We start from the raw sequence: 15,833 nt of genomic DNA, 5'->3' as shown, positions 1-15,833 counted from the left end.
CTTTTACACCCTATATAACGTCTTAGAAAAAATTTTCTCTCATCTTTTTTATTTTTTGTATGTTATGGAATACTTTCCCTAAGACATTGTCTCACATAACTATGTATTACAAGAAAATTTTCTCAAGTCTACACTTTAATTCATGTAGTACACTATTTATGTGGTAACTTTTTAACTTAGTGTACATTTTACCCCGCATTAACGGGCAGTAAATCCCACCTCAAAATTGTGCGAATACGAGGATGTTAGGTGGGAGATAACTGCCCGTAAAAGCCCGATTGGTTCAACTAATAATCAGTGGGGGCTGGCCCCCCACTGATTAAAGTTTCACTTTATTTCATTAATCTACTTTTCAACATTTTAAATTAGGAGATGAGATGTGTATGTGTGGAATTACAGGTTGGGTAGATTGGCAGAAAGATCTTTCAAATCAACATGTTATTTTAGAAAAGATGGCAAATAGTATTCAGCATCGTGGTCCTGATGCTGAAGGATTTTGGTTTTCACCTCATGCGGCCTTTGCACACCGACGTTTAATTGTTATTGATCCAGAAGGCGGGACACAGCCGAAGACATTTCGTGCTGGTGATTATACGTATGCTCTTACTTATAATGGAGAAATTTATAATTTCCGTGAACTGAGAGAACAACTTCGAAAATGTGGTCATGCATTTGAAACGCATTCAGATACAGAAGTGTTACTACATGCTTATCTAGAATGGAAAGAAGATTGCGTACAACATTTAAACGGAATTTTCGCTTTCGCCTTATGGGATGATCAGAAGCAACAATTGTTTTTAGCGCGTGATCATTTAGGCGTAAAGCCACTCTTTTATACTGAAAGAAATGACAGCATTATTTTCGGATCTGAAATAAAAGCGCTATTGGCTCATCCATCTGTTCCTGCTGAAATTGATTCGGATGGCATAAACGAAATATTTGGATTAGGCTTATTTCGAACTCCAGGATGTGGCGTCTTTAAACATATTCAAGAAGTGCGTGCTGGACATTCTATAACATTTACACGTGATAAAAAAGTAGTTAAGAAGTATTGGAATTTAGAAAGTAAAGTTCATACAGACTGTACCGAAGATACATCATCACATATTTTATCTATTTTACAAGATACAGTAAAAAGACAATTAATTGCCGATGTTCCTCTCGTCTGTATGTTATCAGGAGGATTAGATTCTAGCGGGATTACTGCACTAGCGGGAAAAGAATTTGCTGCTGAAAATAAAACACTTCATACGTATTCCGTTGACTTTGTAAATAGCGCAAAAGATTTCGAGCTGACATTTGCTCGCACTGGTTTAGATGCTCCTTGGGTAAAACGCGTTTCCGAACATGTAGGGACATCTCATCATGACATTATTGTGAATGCTGAAGAATTAGCAAATCACTTATTCGTTCCTCTCCGTGCAAAAGATTTACCGAGTGCCGGTGAAATGGAAACTTCACTATATTTACTATTTTGCGAAATGAAAAAAGATGCAACTGTAGCTTTATCTGGAGAATCTGCTGATGAAGTATTCGGTGGGTATCCTTGGTTTCATCAGGAAGAATTACTATATGTAGATAAGTTTCCGTGGCTAACGAATTGGAAAAATACATCTCCTCTTCTACTAAATGAAGTAAATAACCAATGCAACTTAGAAAACTATATTGATACACGATTCCAAGAAGCGATACTTGAAGTACCTACTCTTGAAGGCGAAAACAAAAAATCCGCAAAACAACGTCAAATGTTTTATTTATTTTTAACGAGGTTTCTCCCTTTCTTACTTGATCGTAAAGACCGTATGAGTATGGCTGTAGGGTTTGAAGTTCGTGTACCGTTTTGCGATTATCGATTAGTTGAATATTTATGGAACGTGCCTTTCAACATAAAAAGTATTGATAATATTGAAAAAGGCATTTTACGTAGAGCACTGCAGCCTGCTTTACCTGACGATGTACGTAATAGAAGAAAAAGTGCTTATCCAACTTCACAAGATCCACATTATCTGCAAACAATCCGTCATTTATCACTCGACATGTGCAATAATAAAAACAATCCTATTTTCTCACTTATTAATCATTCTACATTACTTGCCATTGCCGATGAAAGCAATAAAGAAATTAACAATTTTGAAGCAAGAAGTGCTATGGAATACATGCTTCAAGTAAATGAATGGTTAAAAACGTATCACATCCATATCGCTTAACAAAAAGGAGTTCAAGGATAAAAACCTTGAACTCCCTTTCATATTAATTAGCGCATCGCTTATTTTCAGTATCAATAGACCATCCAATAATAGTGGCACAATCTCTACCTTTCCACTGCAGTACATTTGTTAATACTGGTTCAATCTGTAAGCAACTTCCGTCGTGCAATATTTCTACTAATGATTGATCATCATCAAACCTTTGTTTATCACATTCTAAAATACCGTCCGTTGCCATTACAATATGATTCATTCCTTTTTCTAATCCTCTTACACCTGACGTGAAACAAGGTGTATTTGCCGCAAAAATATTTTTCCTACCGATATATTCGTAATTCTTTCGTTTATTTAACCGCCCTTTACCATTCTTCGTTTTCTCAGAATGGAATAAATATGCGAAACAATCACCAACTGATAGCCAATATAAAAATTCGCCTTTTCGTAAACAAATTAAGCATGCAAGTTCCTCATCATTTTGATCACATTTTTCAATAAACAATTCATCTGTAAATAACGCTAATAAGTACATATGTGTATGATGAAAAGCTAAATGTATCGGGTAGGAAAATAACTCTTTTAGTTTCTCTTTTCTTTCTGAAATTGCTTCTATTATATAATCAATATTTTTTGTTTTGTGGTGTGTATCAAAAATCATAACAAATTCAAATTGTAATTCAGGATCCCACCAAGCAAGTACCGCATCTCCTCGTTCATATGCATCACTTTCTTGATTTCCCCCATATACGCCGACTGAAAGAGGACCACATTTTTCAACATGTATTTCATCTACATACATCTGTTCATGACTCATCCATTTGAATGTATTCACAGCTATCATCCTCTCTCTTGCTAAATGTATACCTTTACACATAGATTACCTTATATTTCAATAAAAATAAACTTTTTCAACATTTTCCATCCAAATAAAAGGATTTTATTTCTAAACTAACGAATATATCTTACTATACGATATAAAAATAGGGGGATTTATCATTATGAAAGACATCAATCAACATTGGGAGAGTATTTATTATCACTTACGATATGAATATGAAGACAACCTTTCCCATCAAGCTATTCGTATTTTACAAATCGTTTCTCGTGAGAAAGATATAACAATTGGAAAAGTCGCTACTGAGCTTAGTCTCTCTCATAACACAGCATCTGAACACGTAAAGCGTCTTATTCAAAAAGGATTTATTATAAAAGAAAGAAACAAACAAGATGAAAGAGTTGTAAACCTTACATTAACGATAGAAGGCATTGAAGGATTAGAAAAGCATACTTTACTAGATAAAGAAAAGATAAAAATATTAGAATCTCAGTTATCAAAAGAAGAACAACAATTAATTGAAAAAGCCTTTTCGTTATTAGCGAAGGAGGCAAAATATGCATTTCCTCGTTAAAGTAATCGTTTCCGCACTTATTATCGGCGTTATTACTGAAGTCGCTAAACATTACAGTGCGATAGGCGGCTTTATTGCTGCCCTTCCACTCGTTAGTTTACTAAGCCTATTTTGGATTTCTTTTGAAGGTGGGAACAAACAAGAATTAAGTCAATTTGCGATAGGCGTATTATATGGATTTCCTGCATCCGCACTACTATTATTTATCGTCTATATTGGTCTAAAAAATTCTTTTTCACTTAGTACATCTGTCCTGTTTGGTATAGGTGTTTGGTGCACTGTTTTTGCTTGTCAAAAATTATTTCAAGCTTAGTTAGGAGGGTTTATTATTTATAAACTTGTAGAGGTATTAGGGCAAACTATAGAAGTATATATAAAAGGAAGTAGTAAACAAACGGTAGTCATTCAAACCGGAATGACTTGCTCATTTTATGATTGGCTTCCTATGATAGAAAAGCTTTCACAGCACTTTACAGTCGTTTCATACCATCGCCCAGGTTACGGAAAAAGTGAGCTAGGGAATTATTCACGTACTACGTTACAAGTAACAAAAGAACTTCATTTGTTGCTACAAAAACTGGATATTCACAAGCCAATCATTCTAATCGGTCATTCCTATGGCGGCTTATGCGCACAACATTTTGCGATGCTACATGAAGATAAGCTGGAGGCACTTATTTTAGTTGATTCTACTTCCATGAACTTACACCGACTAGATGAACTTCATTTACCAATTTCTGATCAGACTGACTCGGATGATATGTGGCTTCAAAAATATAATACGTACTCCAAAATGAATGTAGACATGCTTTATAATGAACTAAAATCTATACTCGTTAATCAATCAAGACATTACATTGAATTTTCTATCTCGCCTCTATTATATAAAGCGACAGCTTCTGAACTATGCGAGTGGAAAAATTGTGCCCACTCAATAAAAGAGCTACATAAAAAATTAGAAACACCTTTAATCGTTATCGGTAGAGACCCTCAATATTCTATTACTCAGTTGACTGAAGGCGGCATGTCAAAAGAGGAAGCGACGCAACTTGAATCAATGTGGCAAGAACTGATTCATGAACAATTACAGCTCTCAATACATAGCCAATATATACTTGCCGAACATGCTGGTCACGGAATCGAAATTGATCGACCAGATATTATTATTGAGGCTGTTCAATCTCTATAAATAAAAAAAGGAAGCAACTAAAGCTGCTTCCTTACTTATCTATTCATAATCTTCTTCATCATCGATTTCTTCGTAATACGAATTCCCATTACTTACATAAATAGGACCATTCGCAACATCAATACGTAATACCCATGCCCATGGCACAGCTAAACGCTTATGTATTGCTCGCCAAAAGCTCATTGATTTTCTTTCGTACTCCTGGAACTCCTGAAGTAACTCTTTGTAGGAGGAACCGTCTAACTGAATATTTGCTTCTAGCAAACGAGAATGGGCATAGTACTGCAGCTCTAGTTCAGCAGCAATTTCCATTTCTTCTTCCGTTGCCATACCAATAATTGTTCCATCTTCTGGTACAATTTCATATACGTTGTGAACTTCAATAAGCCCTTCTTTCTCTTTCTCAAACATGTAAACAGCCTCCTTTAACACATATTTTTTATGTTACAAAGTCATACTTCTACAATAACTTCTCTCTTTCCTCTTTTTTTGATAAACTTTTACAAATTATTTATCTGATAATCTGTAGACTGTATTCTTTCAGCAAAACTGAAACAATTATTATCAAAAGTTATTTTATACACATCAGGCATATGAAGGGTTTTCCAAAACTGAAAATCATATTTCGAATCAAAATAATTCATTAGTAATACCATAATATTTCCATGGGTGCCTATTACAATATTCTTACCTTTATATTTTCTTAATATACTTTGCATACATATTACAGCACGTCTTTGTGCTACATCATTTGATTCTCCGCCTTCGTATGCATAATTCCAATCTCCCCACACTTTCTCCATAGCATCATTAAAATCCTGTACCGGCTCTGTACTTAATAACCTTTCACGTAAATCTTCTTCTATTTGTATCGATACATGATATGCATTCGCAATTCCTTGCACAGTTTGAATTACTCTTTTATACGGGCTAGAGATCACAACATCAATATGTTTATCTTTTAACAAGCGTGTTATATTCTCTGCATCACAATGCCCTTTTTCAGATAACGGCCGTTCCCGTTCTTCTTTTGTATATGTAGAGTGGGCATGGCGAACGAAATATATTGTCGTCATTTTTCAACTTCCTTTCTTATTTTCAATCTATATTCAATAATAAGATTGGAAAATCCTGTATTAAAAAAAAGAGCACTTTTCATAAGTACCCCTTTGTTTACATAATAAAATTATTTCATTATAATTTATTTCTAAACTCTTCATCTGTTATAGCCTCTTGAATAAAATAATCTATATTATTTCTCAGCTTTTGGTATGCAACTTGATCTTGTATATCGTTAAACATAATGACAGCTTCTACCTTATTCCCCTTCTTATCTGTCGTATACAAACTTTTTGTCAATACGAATGCGGTAGACCCACCTTTTTGACCAGCGTATTCTAACTTACTATTATTAACTGTTCCTTTGAAAATATTCTCGATTTCTTCTTGTGTTGATTTTGGAAAATAATTCCTACCATTTATCTTCTCCATTATACTCATATAATCTTTAGCATTCGCACCCACTAATCGATCTGACCAAATTCGTTGAAATTCCATATCTACTTTTAATGGGATATCCCGCTTTTTCCATTCTGCTTCATCTTTCATCCATTCATGAATTTGTAACACATGTTTATTATACTCATCCTTTGACATGTTACGTAACATTTCTAACGATTGACTTTCTGGCTCATGAAGCTCTTTTTCTACATACCCTCTCATATATAGTGAAGCAGTATACGAAGAGAACTTGTCGTGACTAGTAAGCTCTAACTCTTTTATACTTTCATTTACTCTTTCTATTCCAAGCTTATCTAACAAATATGTTGTAAAAGAAAGAGTTACTCTATTTCACATGATGTTATTTGTCCATTTAACGTAACAACTATATTTGAGTCGTCACTTTCTTTTACACCTTTTAGTCGATTGGAGTTAGGAGGACCAATTACAACTGATTCCTTAATTGGCGAAAGGTCCTTTCCTAGTTTTTCTGCACTTACACCGTATGCAGCTTGAAATACTTCTGGCGGTGTTAATCTAAGTATGTCTGATCCTTCTGCTGTTTCAAACTGATCGTTATTGAAGAACAAATGTAATTGTACTTCTTCTGTTACCGCTGTGATCCAATGCCACCATCCCATTGGAATAAAGACAGTTTGCCCCGCTTTTACATGATAATTTTGCAATTGATTCGTTTCCGGATTTAAAATGGATGTAACTGCTTCTCCTGATACTACAACATCCAACTCCCACGCATTCGGATGCCAATGCGGTTCTCGCATATGCCCTTTCGTCATAAATAAATCAACAAATGCTCCACCTATCATCGCTGGTAACTGCGTTGACGTAACTTCATATGCAACGTTTTTCTCATCCCTTTTAAAAAAGATATTTTTTCTCGAATCAAAGAAAAGGTTTGGAGTTCCTGAGCTTTTCTTTAAATTTTTATTATCTGGAACATAACCTGAACTACTCATTTTATCCCTCTTTTCCACTCCGAACATTTCTGCTTTCACACTGTATCGTATGGAAAAAATGGATGAATGTGCCTATCATTCACATAACAAAAAAACATGCCTTCATGATGAGAGCATGTTTTGTGATATTCTTCACATTGTTTAGTTAAAAAATAAACTTTTTACTTACCATGATGTAACATTAAATCACTCAGTTCTTCTTCAATGTGATTTAATTTCGCAACGCCTTCTTTCCATTTATGAATATAACGTGATACCCCGACGATAAATAAACCAATAATTGTAGAAAGAATAATACCATATACGATTGTTACAGTACTCATAGTTACACTTCCTTATAATTAGTAATGTTGTTATTAGTTATATTTTTATTATAAACCTTTTTCTTTTAAAATACTTCGATTTCAACTTTTTGTAACAAAATTGATTTTTCTAACATTTCGTTCATGAAAATGGCATATTTTTCACAAATTATACAAAACTTCACCATATGTACTATTACCATATGAGTTATATTATTTAATAGAATAAAGGGGATGATATACTATGACGACTTGGTTTATTGTTATGTTAGTTGTATTTGGGGCATTTAAAATTATCGTTTCTAGTCTTCCTAACTCTGTTATTGAATCCATCATTAGCAAATATGAAACACATCCACAACTTGAAGAAGAGAATTCGACAGTTACAATCAATGGAAATAACTTAGAAGGCGAACAGAAATCCAAAATTATTCATGATTTTAACGAAGGTTTATTTTTAGATCGCTATTATGCACCACCATACAATGAGGGCACGCCTTTAATTATCAATGCAAAACGTGGTAAAAAAGATTTTGTCTTTTACATTTATAGTCATGAAGAGCATGTTGATGTTGTAAAGCAATATAAAAAGAAGGTAGTTGCTTATAGTTTACGCTCTAAAAACCTTCAAAATAATGATATGTTCGTGTCAGCTGATTTAGCTTAATACTCGTATATAGTAAAAAGGAATCCATGGAATATGGATTCCTTTTTACTATTCACTGAAAAATAAGTTCTGTCTTCAGACTATCTTTCGGTAACAACCATCCTTTTTGTTCTACACTCTTCATTAATAATTCTCTTTGTTTTGTTGCAATACTTTCCTCATTTGTTTTAAACGATACTTCTATTACGAAATCATCTTCTATTTTCCCTGTATTACTTAGTGGCCAAACTTCAATATTCGTTTTAATATTTTCAAATTCAGCTGTATACCTTTTCATTAATACAGGTCCATAAATACGAGAATTTTTGAGCATTTCTTCTCCCCAATTCGTATACAACCATTTGTTCATTTTCCCTGGCAACTTTTCTATTAACATGTTTTGAGAAGCTCGTTCGTTTGGTAAATCAAGTACTCCATATCCTTTAGCACTGTAGCTCTTCTTATTTGAAATACTTAACGTTTTCTTCTCAAATCCCCAATCTACTTCTGCCTCATAACTATCAGCTTTATTATCAAATCCATCTTTTTTAGCTACTTCTAGTGCATCTTGAATTACACCGTTTTGAATGGGATATCTTTTTTTATATGTTAACTCAAAATCTTTACTAAATTCTTTCTTTCGAATTCTTGCAAACCAACCTTCCTTACTTAAATCTTTATTTGCCGTATCTAAAAATTGCACTTGTATTCTTTCATAATTTGTACCAGCCTGGAAATATTCTAGTACCTCTTGATTTATTTCTTTGTTATAACCTAATACTTGTTCTGGTTTTAATAATAACTTCACTTCAAAACTAGGTGTCATTGGACTGGCAGCAAACCCTTCTTTAACGTTATAAAGGAAACAACAAAAGAAAATACTTACGAATACAAATACTTTTTTCATATACCTATCTCCTTTTCGTTTTAAATAACTTCTATACGTTCCATAGTAAGTGAATACACATTTTCATACCCCGCCGTGCTAAGCTGTTTCTGTAATCGATCCGTATCCTCTTTCAAAGCATGTACTAACACCGTATGTTTTGGTAATAGTGTATTTAACATTGCCTTAACGTCACTTATACTTTGATGAACTTTATAAGGAACTCGCTTCACCCTACACCCTTTACCTACGCGTTCTTTCAAAACTTTTTCTGCAAAACTCCCTTTAGCAATATGCCCAGTAAAGATAATGGAGTTTCGTTCTTCATGCTGAAGTTGTTCATAATATAACTGCGCTCGTTTCGTTTGCATATTCGCATCACTCATTACAACTATTCCATAACTATTTTGCGTACGGCTGCCATGATCCCTAACGATCATGTTTCTTTTTAAACTGTTCATAAGCCCTTCAAGTTCTTCATTGTTTTTGAGCCAATCTTTATATACGAACATCTCTTGAAATCCATCCAAAATTTCTTGATCTACTATAATGGGAAGTTCTCTATATTTTTCATATAGATACAATACGATATCTTGCGCCCTACCAAGCGGTGGCAACGGTAGTAATGCTATTCCTTTCTTTTGAACAACTCGCTCAATTTCTGTACACAGTTCGTTCACTCGTTCATGTTGCGAAACATCATCAGTATGATAAGCGGCATCTACGATTGCAACTTTTATATCACCACGCAATTTCTCAGGTAAATTAGCTCGTAGTATGTTAGACTCCGCTGAATAATCGCCAGAATAAAATACATATGTATGACTCATATCCACTAAAAACCACACAGCCCCTAATACATGCCCACTATATCCCCACTGAAACCGCAATGTAGGCGTAATCTGTATCCATTCATTTGGATTACTAATCTCATCAATACAAACATAATTTAAATCTTTAACATTTTGATCGTTATACGGTACATTCCATCCTTGCACCAAATTGTAGTTTCTCCATTTTTCGTAATAAGCGGGAAGTTGCTCCTTCGTATAACGAGTCGTCCAAATTTTTTTCTTATATCCATACTTCGCTAATAAAGGTAAACCCATCGTATGATCTTCATGAATATGTGATAAAAATACTGCATCTAAAAATGGTACAACTTCCCTCTCTATTTTTGGATAACTATCCTCATATGATCGATTAATACCACAATCAAATACTATTTTCGTCTTTTGATTTTTTACGAAGTAGCAGGAACGACCATATTCCCCCGCTCCTCCCCATACTTCTATTTTCATCATGCTACCCCTTTTCGCTTTTGCTCCATATGTTGCAGAAGTAATAAACATACTGTTGTAAGTCCAACTGAAACGACAGCCATCGCCATTCCAATAGATACTTCTCCTTGTTCAAATTGAGCGAAAATAAATGTTGCTGACGTTTCTACTGATGGAGGTAGTACGAGAAGCGATGCTACTAATTCTCTTATCGAGATTGTAAATGTCATCGCCCATCCAGCAAGAATACCTGGGATAATAAGAGGCAATATGATTTTTCTAAAAATATAAATATAATTTCCAGAAAAAACACTTCCTGCCTGCACAAGAGAATCATCAATTTGTCCGAGCGATGCTTTTACATACTGCACCGTATAAGGTAAAAAAAGAACGACGTACGTTACGATAACCATGAGTGGTGTATTGTAAATTGACAGGGGCATATAGGGTGAATTCCAGAACAAAATAAGCCCTACCACCATCACGATTCCTGGTACCATATTTGGTAACATACCGCACATATCAAGCCATTTTTCAGAGGGATTTTTCCCCTTTCGAATCATAAGCGCCAAAAACACTCCAATAGTAGCAGCAATAATCGCTGTTATAAGTGAAAATAGAAAACTGTTCCATAAAGCCTCTAATCCTGGAGATCCAATTGTAAACAATGCTTCATAATGGCTCGTTGTAAAGTTGTTTAATTGTAGACCGCCGCCTCTTAATTTTGATAATGAAGCAATCAGTATAGAAAAATACGGGATTCCAATTGATACGATTAATAAACCAATTACATAAACCCATGCTACAACCCGTGTAAATATAGACAATGTATACCTTTTAGATTTCACACCTTTTCCACTAACCATTGCATATGAGTACTTTCGATTCAATACATTTTGCATATACCAAATGAGCATACATGCACTAAGTAATAAAGAAGATAATGCTGTTGCGCTACTAAAATCAATTGGCCAACTTGAAATAAATTTATGAATCTCTGATGTTAACACATGAAATCCTATTCTACGTCCGAATGTAGCCGGTGTTCCAAATTCAGCAATCGTCTTTACGAAAATAAGTAAAGCACCCATTACATAACTTGATACTAATAACGGCAATATGATTTTTCGTAAACGATAGAAAAAGCTTCCACCATGAACTGCTGCCGCTTCTTCTTTACTACTTCCGATTTGAAGTAAAGTATTCTTCAACATGAAGTAAAGGAATGGGAATAAATGCAGACTCATTATTAAAACCATACCTCCTAAACTAAAAAACGAAGATGAAATCGTCTTTAGCATCGGAAAAAACTGCTCGAAATAGCCGTTCGGCTGCATGAACAAAATCCAGCCCATCGATCCAATATACGGCGGAGTCATAAATGGAATCATAAAAATAATATCCAATTTACTATACTTTCCAACATCTGTTTTACTCATAATAAACGCTAGTGGAAATGCAAATATGGTCGCTCCTATTACTACGAGTACACCTAAAAGCATCGAGTTTAGAAAAATCCCAGCTAATCCACCACTCTGCATCACTTCAAAAGGCTTTAAAAAATTCCAACTACTATTTTCATATACACTAGAAAATAAAATGAGGAAAAGCGGAATGACGATTAACATCGCCACAAGTAACAACGCTACCGTCATTCCAACTTGTCTTACTGACATGAATCGATTTACCATGTAATCACCATCTTATTGAAATACTTTCTTAAATTGTTTTCCTATTTCATCTTGTTCTTTCTCAACTGTTTTCCAATCAATATTTAATACCGGAATTTCTTCTACATTCGGTCTATTTTCAGCTTTTATATCTGTTCTACCTGGCAATAAATACGCTTTAGCAACTTGTTTTTGCACATCATCTGATAATAAATAATCAATAAACTCTTTTGCACCTTCTACATTTTTACTATCCTTCATAATCCCTGCTGCTCGTGGGCTAATAACTGTTCCGCTTTTTGGATAAACAATATCAACCGGTTCACCTTTTGCTTTTGAACTGTACGTCATATAATCAACACCAGCAATGACCATGTCTTTCGCACCTGTTACTACTGAATCTAACGCTTCTTGATTTGCCCCCGCTACTGTAACTTCATTTTTCTTAAGCTGTTCAAATAAATTCCATCCATCTTTTCCATTCTTTTTCACATATCCTGTTACAAAGTCTAAAGCTGAACCTGAAAGTGCTGGATCTGGAAGATTCACTTTTCCTTTCCATTCCGCTTTCGTTATATCACTCCAATCTTCAGGCGCTGTCTTCACATTTTTTGTGTTATACACAATTCCTAACGCTGAAGCACTATATCCGAAATAATGTCCTTTATCGTCCGACCATTCAGAACGAAGCTTATCAGCTTGTTTCGCTTCTTTATAAGCTAACGTTTGCCCATCCTTTTTTAATCCTTCCATCGCTGGTAATGATGCAAGTACGACTACATCAACGACTGGATTTTTCTTTTCAGCTTCCATTCGTGCTAAAATCTTACCTGTTGTTCCTTGAAACATTTCTACTTTTATACCTGTTTTCTTTTCAAAGTCCTTTTGAATCTTTTCTGCTAATCCTTTCGGTCCTGCACTATATACAACAATTTTCTTTTCATTCGTAGCTTTACTCTTTGCATCTGCATTGCCTGTCTTTGAACTACACCCTGTTACTACAGCCGAAAATAATAAAGTACATACAAATAAAGACTTAAGCGAACTGAATTTCTTCATACGATTCTCCCCCTATATGATGAATACATTTTTTGGGCACATATAACGATACTGGTTTACCGATGCTTAATTTACTATTGTGATAAGCTGTCCATATTCCAAGTGCCCCCATGTTTACTTTCATTTCATACCGTTCTCCTACATATGTAACGTGCTGAATTTCACCTGTATACATTTCACTCACTTCATTTTTCGTCCAGCTTACATGTTCTGGACGAACCATTTGTTTCCCCTCTACAAGCCAATTTGCTTTGCCAACAAATTTTGCAACAAATTCATGAGATGGCTTCACATAAATGTCTTCTGGTGTTCCTTTTTGTAATACTTCTCCTTGTTTCATGACAATAATTTGGTCTGACATTGACATCGCTTCTGTTTGATCGTGGGTGACATACAATGCCGTTAATCCGATCGAATGAACGATATCCATAAGCTCTAATCGCATTTCTTCTCGCAAAATTGCATCGAGTGCACTCAGCGGTTCATCAAACAAAATAAAATGCGGTTTTGTTACAATCGCTCTTGCAAATGCGACACGTTGCTGCTGTCCACCAGAGAGTTCATGTGGATATCTTTTCTCCATCCCTTGCAGGCGAACTCTCTTTATTGCATCTTCTACTTTTTCCCGTAATTGATTCGTTTGCTTTGTAGCCCTTAAACCAAATGCAACATTTTCAAATACAGTCATATGCGGCCATAAAGCAAAGTCTTGAAATACCATCCCGATATTACGTTCATGAGGAGATGTTTTTATTTTTTTGGTTGAAGAATACATGCACGTATCTCCAAAATAGATTTCACCTTGATCTGGCTCTTCAAGTCCTGCAATCATTCTAAGTAAAGTCGTTTTTCCGCATCCAGAAGGTCCTAACAGTGTGGTGAATTCACCTTGTTTCATGACAATTTGTAACGGTTTTAACGCCTGCGTTTTTCCAAACGTCTTTTCTAATCCATGAATTTTAATATCCATCGTTTCACCTCTCTCCCCTCACTCTTAACCTGCTTTCATTCTATCTGGAAGATTTATACTGAATGTTAATGTACTGTAAAGATTAAATTAAAAAACTTCTAATAAACTATTTATTTCTATAGATTTTTTCTATAGTTAAAATAAAAAAGGCGGCAACTCATAATGAATCTCTTAAAATTAGAAATTGTAGTGCTTATTAAGAAATATAAAAAACTTACGATTGTTGCAGAAAAACTTGGTGTTAAACAACCTACTATTACATTCCATATAAAAAGCTTAGAAGAGGAACTCGGTGTGCCTTTATTTGAATTACGTTCTGGAAGATATTTCTTAACAGAGGCTGGTGAGGCATTGCATCATTATGCTTGTAAAATAGATGCACTTATGAAAGAAGCTAGGCGGGTCACGCAAGAGTTTAAAGATTTTCATAAAGGTGCTATAACAATTGGCGCTAGTTATGTACCAGCAACTTATCTTTTACCAGAAATTATTCACCAATTTCAATGCGAATTCCCAAATATAAAAATAACAATCATGGTAAAAACAGCTCCTGAAATTCGAACGATGCTACAAAATCATGAAATTGATCTCGGGGTAATTTCTGCAGCACCGTTTGATGAATCACTTTTACAAGAAACAAAAATAATACCTGATACACTTGTTCTTGCTTTTTCAAAAGAACATCATTTTTCAAAAAAAGAAAATGTATCATTACAAGATATCGAAAAAGAACGTATACTATTGCATCGTAATCCATCTACAACGAGAGATTTACTTACGCAATGGATGTTAGAACATAACATTACGTTCCAATCTGAAATTGAGTTAGATTCATTAGAAACGATGAAACAAATTTTAAAATATGGGAATGGAGTTGCTTTTATTTCTAAACTCGCTATTGAACAAGAAGTAAACCGAAATGAACTATGCTACATACCCATCCCTGGATTTGAATTTCAACGTAACATTTATACGATTCATCATGAGGACAGATGGAATTCTAAAATTATTTCTTTTTTACTACATAACATCACTTCTTATGCAGCAAAAAATTAAAAGGCTGTCGTTATACACGACAGCCTTTTAAACTATAACTCTATTTATTTTTCTTCGCTTCAATTTTTGCTTGTGCTTCTTCAGCCTTATCTAATGCTTCTGAAACTTTTTTCTCTTTTTCTTTCACGTCATCTATACTATCGACAGCTTTAATGAGTTTATCGATTCCTTCTTCTTCTACTTTTCTCCGCTTTGCTACTCTTTCATTCACTTTCTCTTCTACATCTTTTGCTTTTTGAAGCATATTCTCTGCATTTGATGTTACAGCTGTTTCAAGTGCATCGTCTTTTTTCATTTGCAACACTTCATTTGCAATGTCTTTCGCTTCTAAATACTTACCATCTTTTAATGCAGTTGCTCCGTGATCCATTTTCTCGGCCATTTCTTTATATGATTTCGCTTCATTTCCTGATTTTTCTTTTTCCGCTTTATCAAACCACATCGTTGCATCACTATATTTTTCATCTTTCAATGATTGCATACCTGTATCAATATACGTGTCATAATTACTACATCCAGCCATTACGACTACCAGAAAAAGCATAACAAAACTTAATTTTTTCATGATGTTTTCTCCTTTTCTTTGTCTGCTCACTTTACTGTAACACACATGAAAAAGAGTTTCAAAAACTAAAATACTAATTCGGTCATTTTTGTTATGATAAGTCAAATTTTTATTATTTTC

The 15,833-nt window shown here is 34.4% G+C and carries 18 protein-coding genes and 1 pseudogene; 6 read left to right on the top strand and 13 right to left on the bottom strand.

Annotated features, from left to right (window positions below):
- Nucleotides 1-383 precede the first annotated feature (383 nt).
- Nucleotides 384-2,207 carry an asparagine synthase (glutamine-hydrolyzing) gene (asnB, locus tag MR113_RS02430; RefSeq protein ID WP_242250843.1) on the top strand — a complete coding sequence of 608 codons (1,824 nt, stop codon included), beginning with the start codon at nt 384-386 and terminating at the stop codon, nt 2,205-2,207.
- A gap of 43 nt (nt 2,208-2,250) precedes the next feature.
- Here the strand turns inward: asnB and MR113_RS02425 are convergent, their stop codons facing one another.
- Entirely contained in the window at nt 2,251-3,078 is an 828-nt protein-coding gene (locus MR113_RS02425; protein WP_242250842.1) for a PP2C family serine/threonine-protein phosphatase, read from the bottom strand.
- Between the two features lie 124 nt (nt 3,079-3,202).
- Here MR113_RS02425 and MR113_RS02420 point away from each other — a divergent pair, with 124 nt between their 5' ends.
- The 3 genes from MR113_RS02420 to MR113_RS02410 are packed head-to-tail and all read left to right on the top strand — an operon-like array spanning nt 3,203 to nt 4,802.
- Nucleotides 3,203-3,613, top strand: coding sequence for a MarR family winged helix-turn-helix transcriptional regulator (locus MR113_RS02420; protein WP_098613265.1), 411 nt, complete (start codon nt 3,203-3,205; stop codon nt 3,611-3,613).
- Entirely contained in the window at nt 3,597-3,926 is a 330-nt protein-coding gene (locus tag MR113_RS02415; protein WP_242242996.1) for a DUF3147 family protein, read from the top strand. Before MR113_RS02420 ends, MR113_RS02415 begins: the two co-directional genes overlap by 17 nt.
- A 60-nt stretch (nt 3,927-3,986) precedes the next feature.
- Nucleotides 3,987-4,802 carry an alpha/beta hydrolase gene (locus MR113_RS02410; RefSeq protein ID WP_242250847.1) on the top strand — a complete coding sequence of 272 codons (816 nt, stop codon included), beginning with the start codon at nt 3,987-3,989 and terminating at the stop codon, nt 4,800-4,802.
- Between the two features lie 39 nt (nt 4,803-4,841).
- Here MR113_RS02410 and MR113_RS02405 read toward each other — a convergent pair whose 3' ends face one another.
- From MR113_RS02405 to MR113_RS02380, 6 genes and pseudogenes are all read right to left on the bottom strand, one after another.
- Nucleotides 4,842-5,213 (bottom strand): hypothetical protein, encoded by a 372-nt coding sequence (locus MR113_RS02405; RefSeq protein WP_242250841.1) that lies wholly within the window; start codon nt 5,211-5,213, stop codon nt 4,842-4,844.
- Between the two features lie 89 nt (nt 5,214-5,302).
- Nucleotides 5,303-5,878, bottom strand: a complete 576-nt coding sequence (locus tag MR113_RS02400) for a histidine phosphatase family protein (RefSeq protein WP_242250840.1) — start codon at nt 5,876-5,878, stop codon at nt 5,303-5,305.
- A gap of 118 nt (nt 5,879-5,996) precedes the next feature.
- Nucleotides 5,997-6,632, bottom strand: a pseudogene (locus MR113_RS02395) (serine hydrolase); the annotation flags it as partial.
- Nucleotides 6,633-6,643: 11 nt separating this feature from the next.
- Nucleotides 6,644-7,279: a cupin domain-containing protein gene (locus MR113_RS02390; protein ID WP_061680581.1), complete on the bottom strand. Its 636-nt coding sequence runs from the start codon at nt 7,277-7,279 to the stop codon at nt 6,644-6,646.
- 161 nt (nt 7,280-7,440) lie between these two features.
- Entirely contained in the window at nt 7,441-7,602 is a 162-nt protein-coding gene (locus tag MR113_RS02385) for a hypothetical protein (protein WP_061680580.1), read from the bottom strand.
- A gap of 65 nt (nt 7,603-7,667) precedes the next feature.
- Nucleotides 7,668-7,784 carry a hypothetical protein gene (locus MR113_RS02380; protein WP_002075341.1) on the bottom strand — a complete coding sequence of 39 codons (117 nt, stop codon included), beginning with the start codon at nt 7,782-7,784 and terminating at the stop codon, nt 7,668-7,670.
- A gap of 41 nt (nt 7,785-7,825) precedes the next feature.
- Here MR113_RS02380 and MR113_RS02375 point away from each other — a divergent pair, with 41 nt between their 5' ends.
- Nucleotides 7,826-8,248, top strand: coding sequence for a YfmQ family protein (locus tag MR113_RS02375; protein ID WP_242250839.1), 423 nt, complete (start codon nt 7,826-7,828; stop codon nt 8,246-8,248).
- Between the two features lie 52 nt (nt 8,249-8,300).
- Here MR113_RS02375 and MR113_RS02370 read toward each other — a convergent pair whose 3' ends face one another.
- From MR113_RS02370 to MR113_RS02350, 5 genes are read right to left on the bottom strand one after another with little or no spacing between them, the layout of a single operon-like run.
- Nucleotides 8,301-9,134, bottom strand: coding sequence for a hypothetical protein (locus MR113_RS02370; RefSeq protein ID WP_242250838.1), 834 nt, complete (start codon nt 9,132-9,134; stop codon nt 8,301-8,303).
- Between the two features lie 20 nt (nt 9,135-9,154).
- Nucleotides 9,155-10,417 carry an MBL fold metallo-hydrolase gene (locus MR113_RS02365; protein ID WP_242250837.1) on the bottom strand — a complete coding sequence of 421 codons (1,263 nt, stop codon included), beginning with the start codon at nt 10,415-10,417 and terminating at the stop codon, nt 9,155-9,157.
- Nucleotides 10,414-12,084 (bottom strand): ABC transporter permease, encoded by a 1,671-nt coding sequence (locus tag MR113_RS02360; protein WP_242250836.1) that lies wholly within the window; start codon nt 12,082-12,084, stop codon nt 10,414-10,416. Before MR113_RS02360 ends, MR113_RS02365 begins: the two co-directional genes overlap by 4 nt.
- Before the next feature lie 12 nt (nt 12,085-12,096).
- Entirely contained in the window at nt 12,097-13,122 is a 1,026-nt protein-coding gene (locus tag MR113_RS02355) for an ABC transporter substrate-binding protein (RefSeq protein WP_242250835.1), read from the bottom strand.
- Complete coding sequence (locus tag MR113_RS02350) at nt 13,100-14,092, bottom strand: ABC transporter ATP-binding protein (RefSeq protein ID WP_242250834.1); 993 nt, start codon at nt 14,090-14,092, stop codon at nt 13,100-13,102. Before MR113_RS02350 ends, MR113_RS02355 begins: the two co-directional genes overlap by 23 nt.
- Nucleotides 14,093-14,254: 162 nt before the next feature.
- Here MR113_RS02350 and MR113_RS02345 point away from each other — a divergent pair, with 162 nt between their 5' ends.
- Nucleotides 14,255-15,148 (top strand): LysR family transcriptional regulator, encoded by an 894-nt coding sequence (locus MR113_RS02345; RefSeq protein WP_242250833.1) that lies wholly within the window; start codon nt 14,255-14,257, stop codon nt 15,146-15,148.
- A 40-nt stretch (nt 15,149-15,188) separates the two neighbouring features.
- On the opposite strand, the gene MR113_RS02340 is transcribed toward MR113_RS02345, so the two are convergent.
- On the bottom strand, nt 15,189-15,713 hold the full coding sequence (locus tag MR113_RS02340; RefSeq protein ID WP_242250832.1) for a COG3014 family protein: 525 nt from the start codon (nt 15,711-15,713) through the stop codon (nt 15,189-15,191).
- Nucleotides 15,714-15,833 lie beyond the last annotated feature (120 nt).

The organism is Bacillus cereus group sp. BfR-BA-01379, assembly GCF_022663605.1.
Taxonomy (GTDB): domain Bacteria; phylum Bacillota; class Bacilli; order Bacillales; family Bacillaceae_G; genus Bacillus_A; species Bacillus_A mobilis.
The sequence above is the reverse complement of the archived record's forward strand: the minus strand, read 5'-3'. Positions and strand labels throughout refer to the sequence as shown.

What these genes read in the sequence shown, in the direction of transcription:
- asnB (WP_242250843.1), top strand. Translation starts at nt 384, where the DNA reads ATGTGTGGAATTACAGGTTGGGTAGATTGGCAGAAAGATCTTTCAAAT.
- MR113_RS02425 (WP_242250842.1), bottom strand. Translation starts at nt 3,078, where the DNA reads ATGTGTAAAGGTATACATTTAGCAAGAGAGAGGATGATAGCTGTGAAT.
- MR113_RS02420 (WP_098613265.1), top strand. Translation starts at nt 3,203, where the DNA reads ATGAAAGACATCAATCAACATTGGGAGAGTATTTATTATCACTTACGA.
- MR113_RS02415 (WP_242242996.1), top strand. Translation starts at nt 3,597, where the DNA reads ATGCATTTCCTCGTTAAAGTAATCGTTTCCGCACTTATTATCGGCGTT.
- MR113_RS02405 (WP_242250841.1), bottom strand. Translation starts at nt 5,213, where the DNA reads ATGTTTGAGAAAGAGAAAGAAGGGCTTATTGAAGTTCACAACGTATAT.
- MR113_RS02400 (WP_242250840.1), bottom strand. Translation starts at nt 5,878, where the DNA reads ATGACGACAATATATTTCGTTCGCCATGCCCACTCTACATATACAAAA.
- MR113_RS02390 (WP_061680581.1), bottom strand. Translation starts at nt 7,279, where the DNA reads ATGAGTAGTTCAGGTTATGTTCCAGATAATAAAAATTTAAAGAAAAGC.
- MR113_RS02385 (WP_061680580.1), bottom strand. Translation starts at nt 7,602, where the DNA reads ATGAGTACTGTAACAATCGTATATGGTATTATTCTTTCTACAATTATT.
- MR113_RS02380 (WP_002075341.1), bottom strand. Translation starts at nt 7,784, where the DNA reads ATGGTAATAGTACATATGGTGAAGTTTTGTATAATTTGTGAAAAATAT.
- MR113_RS02375 (WP_242250839.1), top strand. Translation starts at nt 7,826, where the DNA reads ATGACGACTTGGTTTATTGTTATGTTAGTTGTATTTGGGGCATTTAAA.
- MR113_RS02370 (WP_242250838.1), bottom strand. Translation starts at nt 9,134, where the DNA reads ATGAAAAAAGTATTTGTATTCGTAAGTATTTTCTTTTGTTGTTTCCTT.
- MR113_RS02365 (WP_242250837.1), bottom strand. Translation starts at nt 10,417, where the DNA reads ATGATGAAAATAGAAGTATGGGGAGGAGCGGGGGAATATGGTCGTTCC.
- MR113_RS02360 (WP_242250836.1), bottom strand. Translation starts at nt 12,084, where the DNA reads ATGGTAAATCGATTCATGTCAGTAAGACAAGTTGGAATGACGGTAGCG.
- MR113_RS02355 (WP_242250835.1), bottom strand. Translation starts at nt 13,122, where the DNA reads ATGAAGAAATTCAGTTCGCTTAAGTCTTTATTTGTATGTACTTTATTA.
- MR113_RS02350 (WP_242250834.1), bottom strand. Translation starts at nt 14,092, where the DNA reads ATGGATATTAAAATTCATGGATTAGAAAAGACGTTTGGAAAAACGCAG.
- MR113_RS02345 (WP_242250833.1), top strand. Translation starts at nt 14,255, where the DNA reads ATGAATCTCTTAAAATTAGAAATTGTAGTGCTTATTAAGAAATATAAA.
- MR113_RS02340 (WP_242250832.1), bottom strand. Translation starts at nt 15,713, where the DNA reads ATGAAAAAATTAAGTTTTGTTATGCTTTTTCTGGTAGTCGTAATGGCT.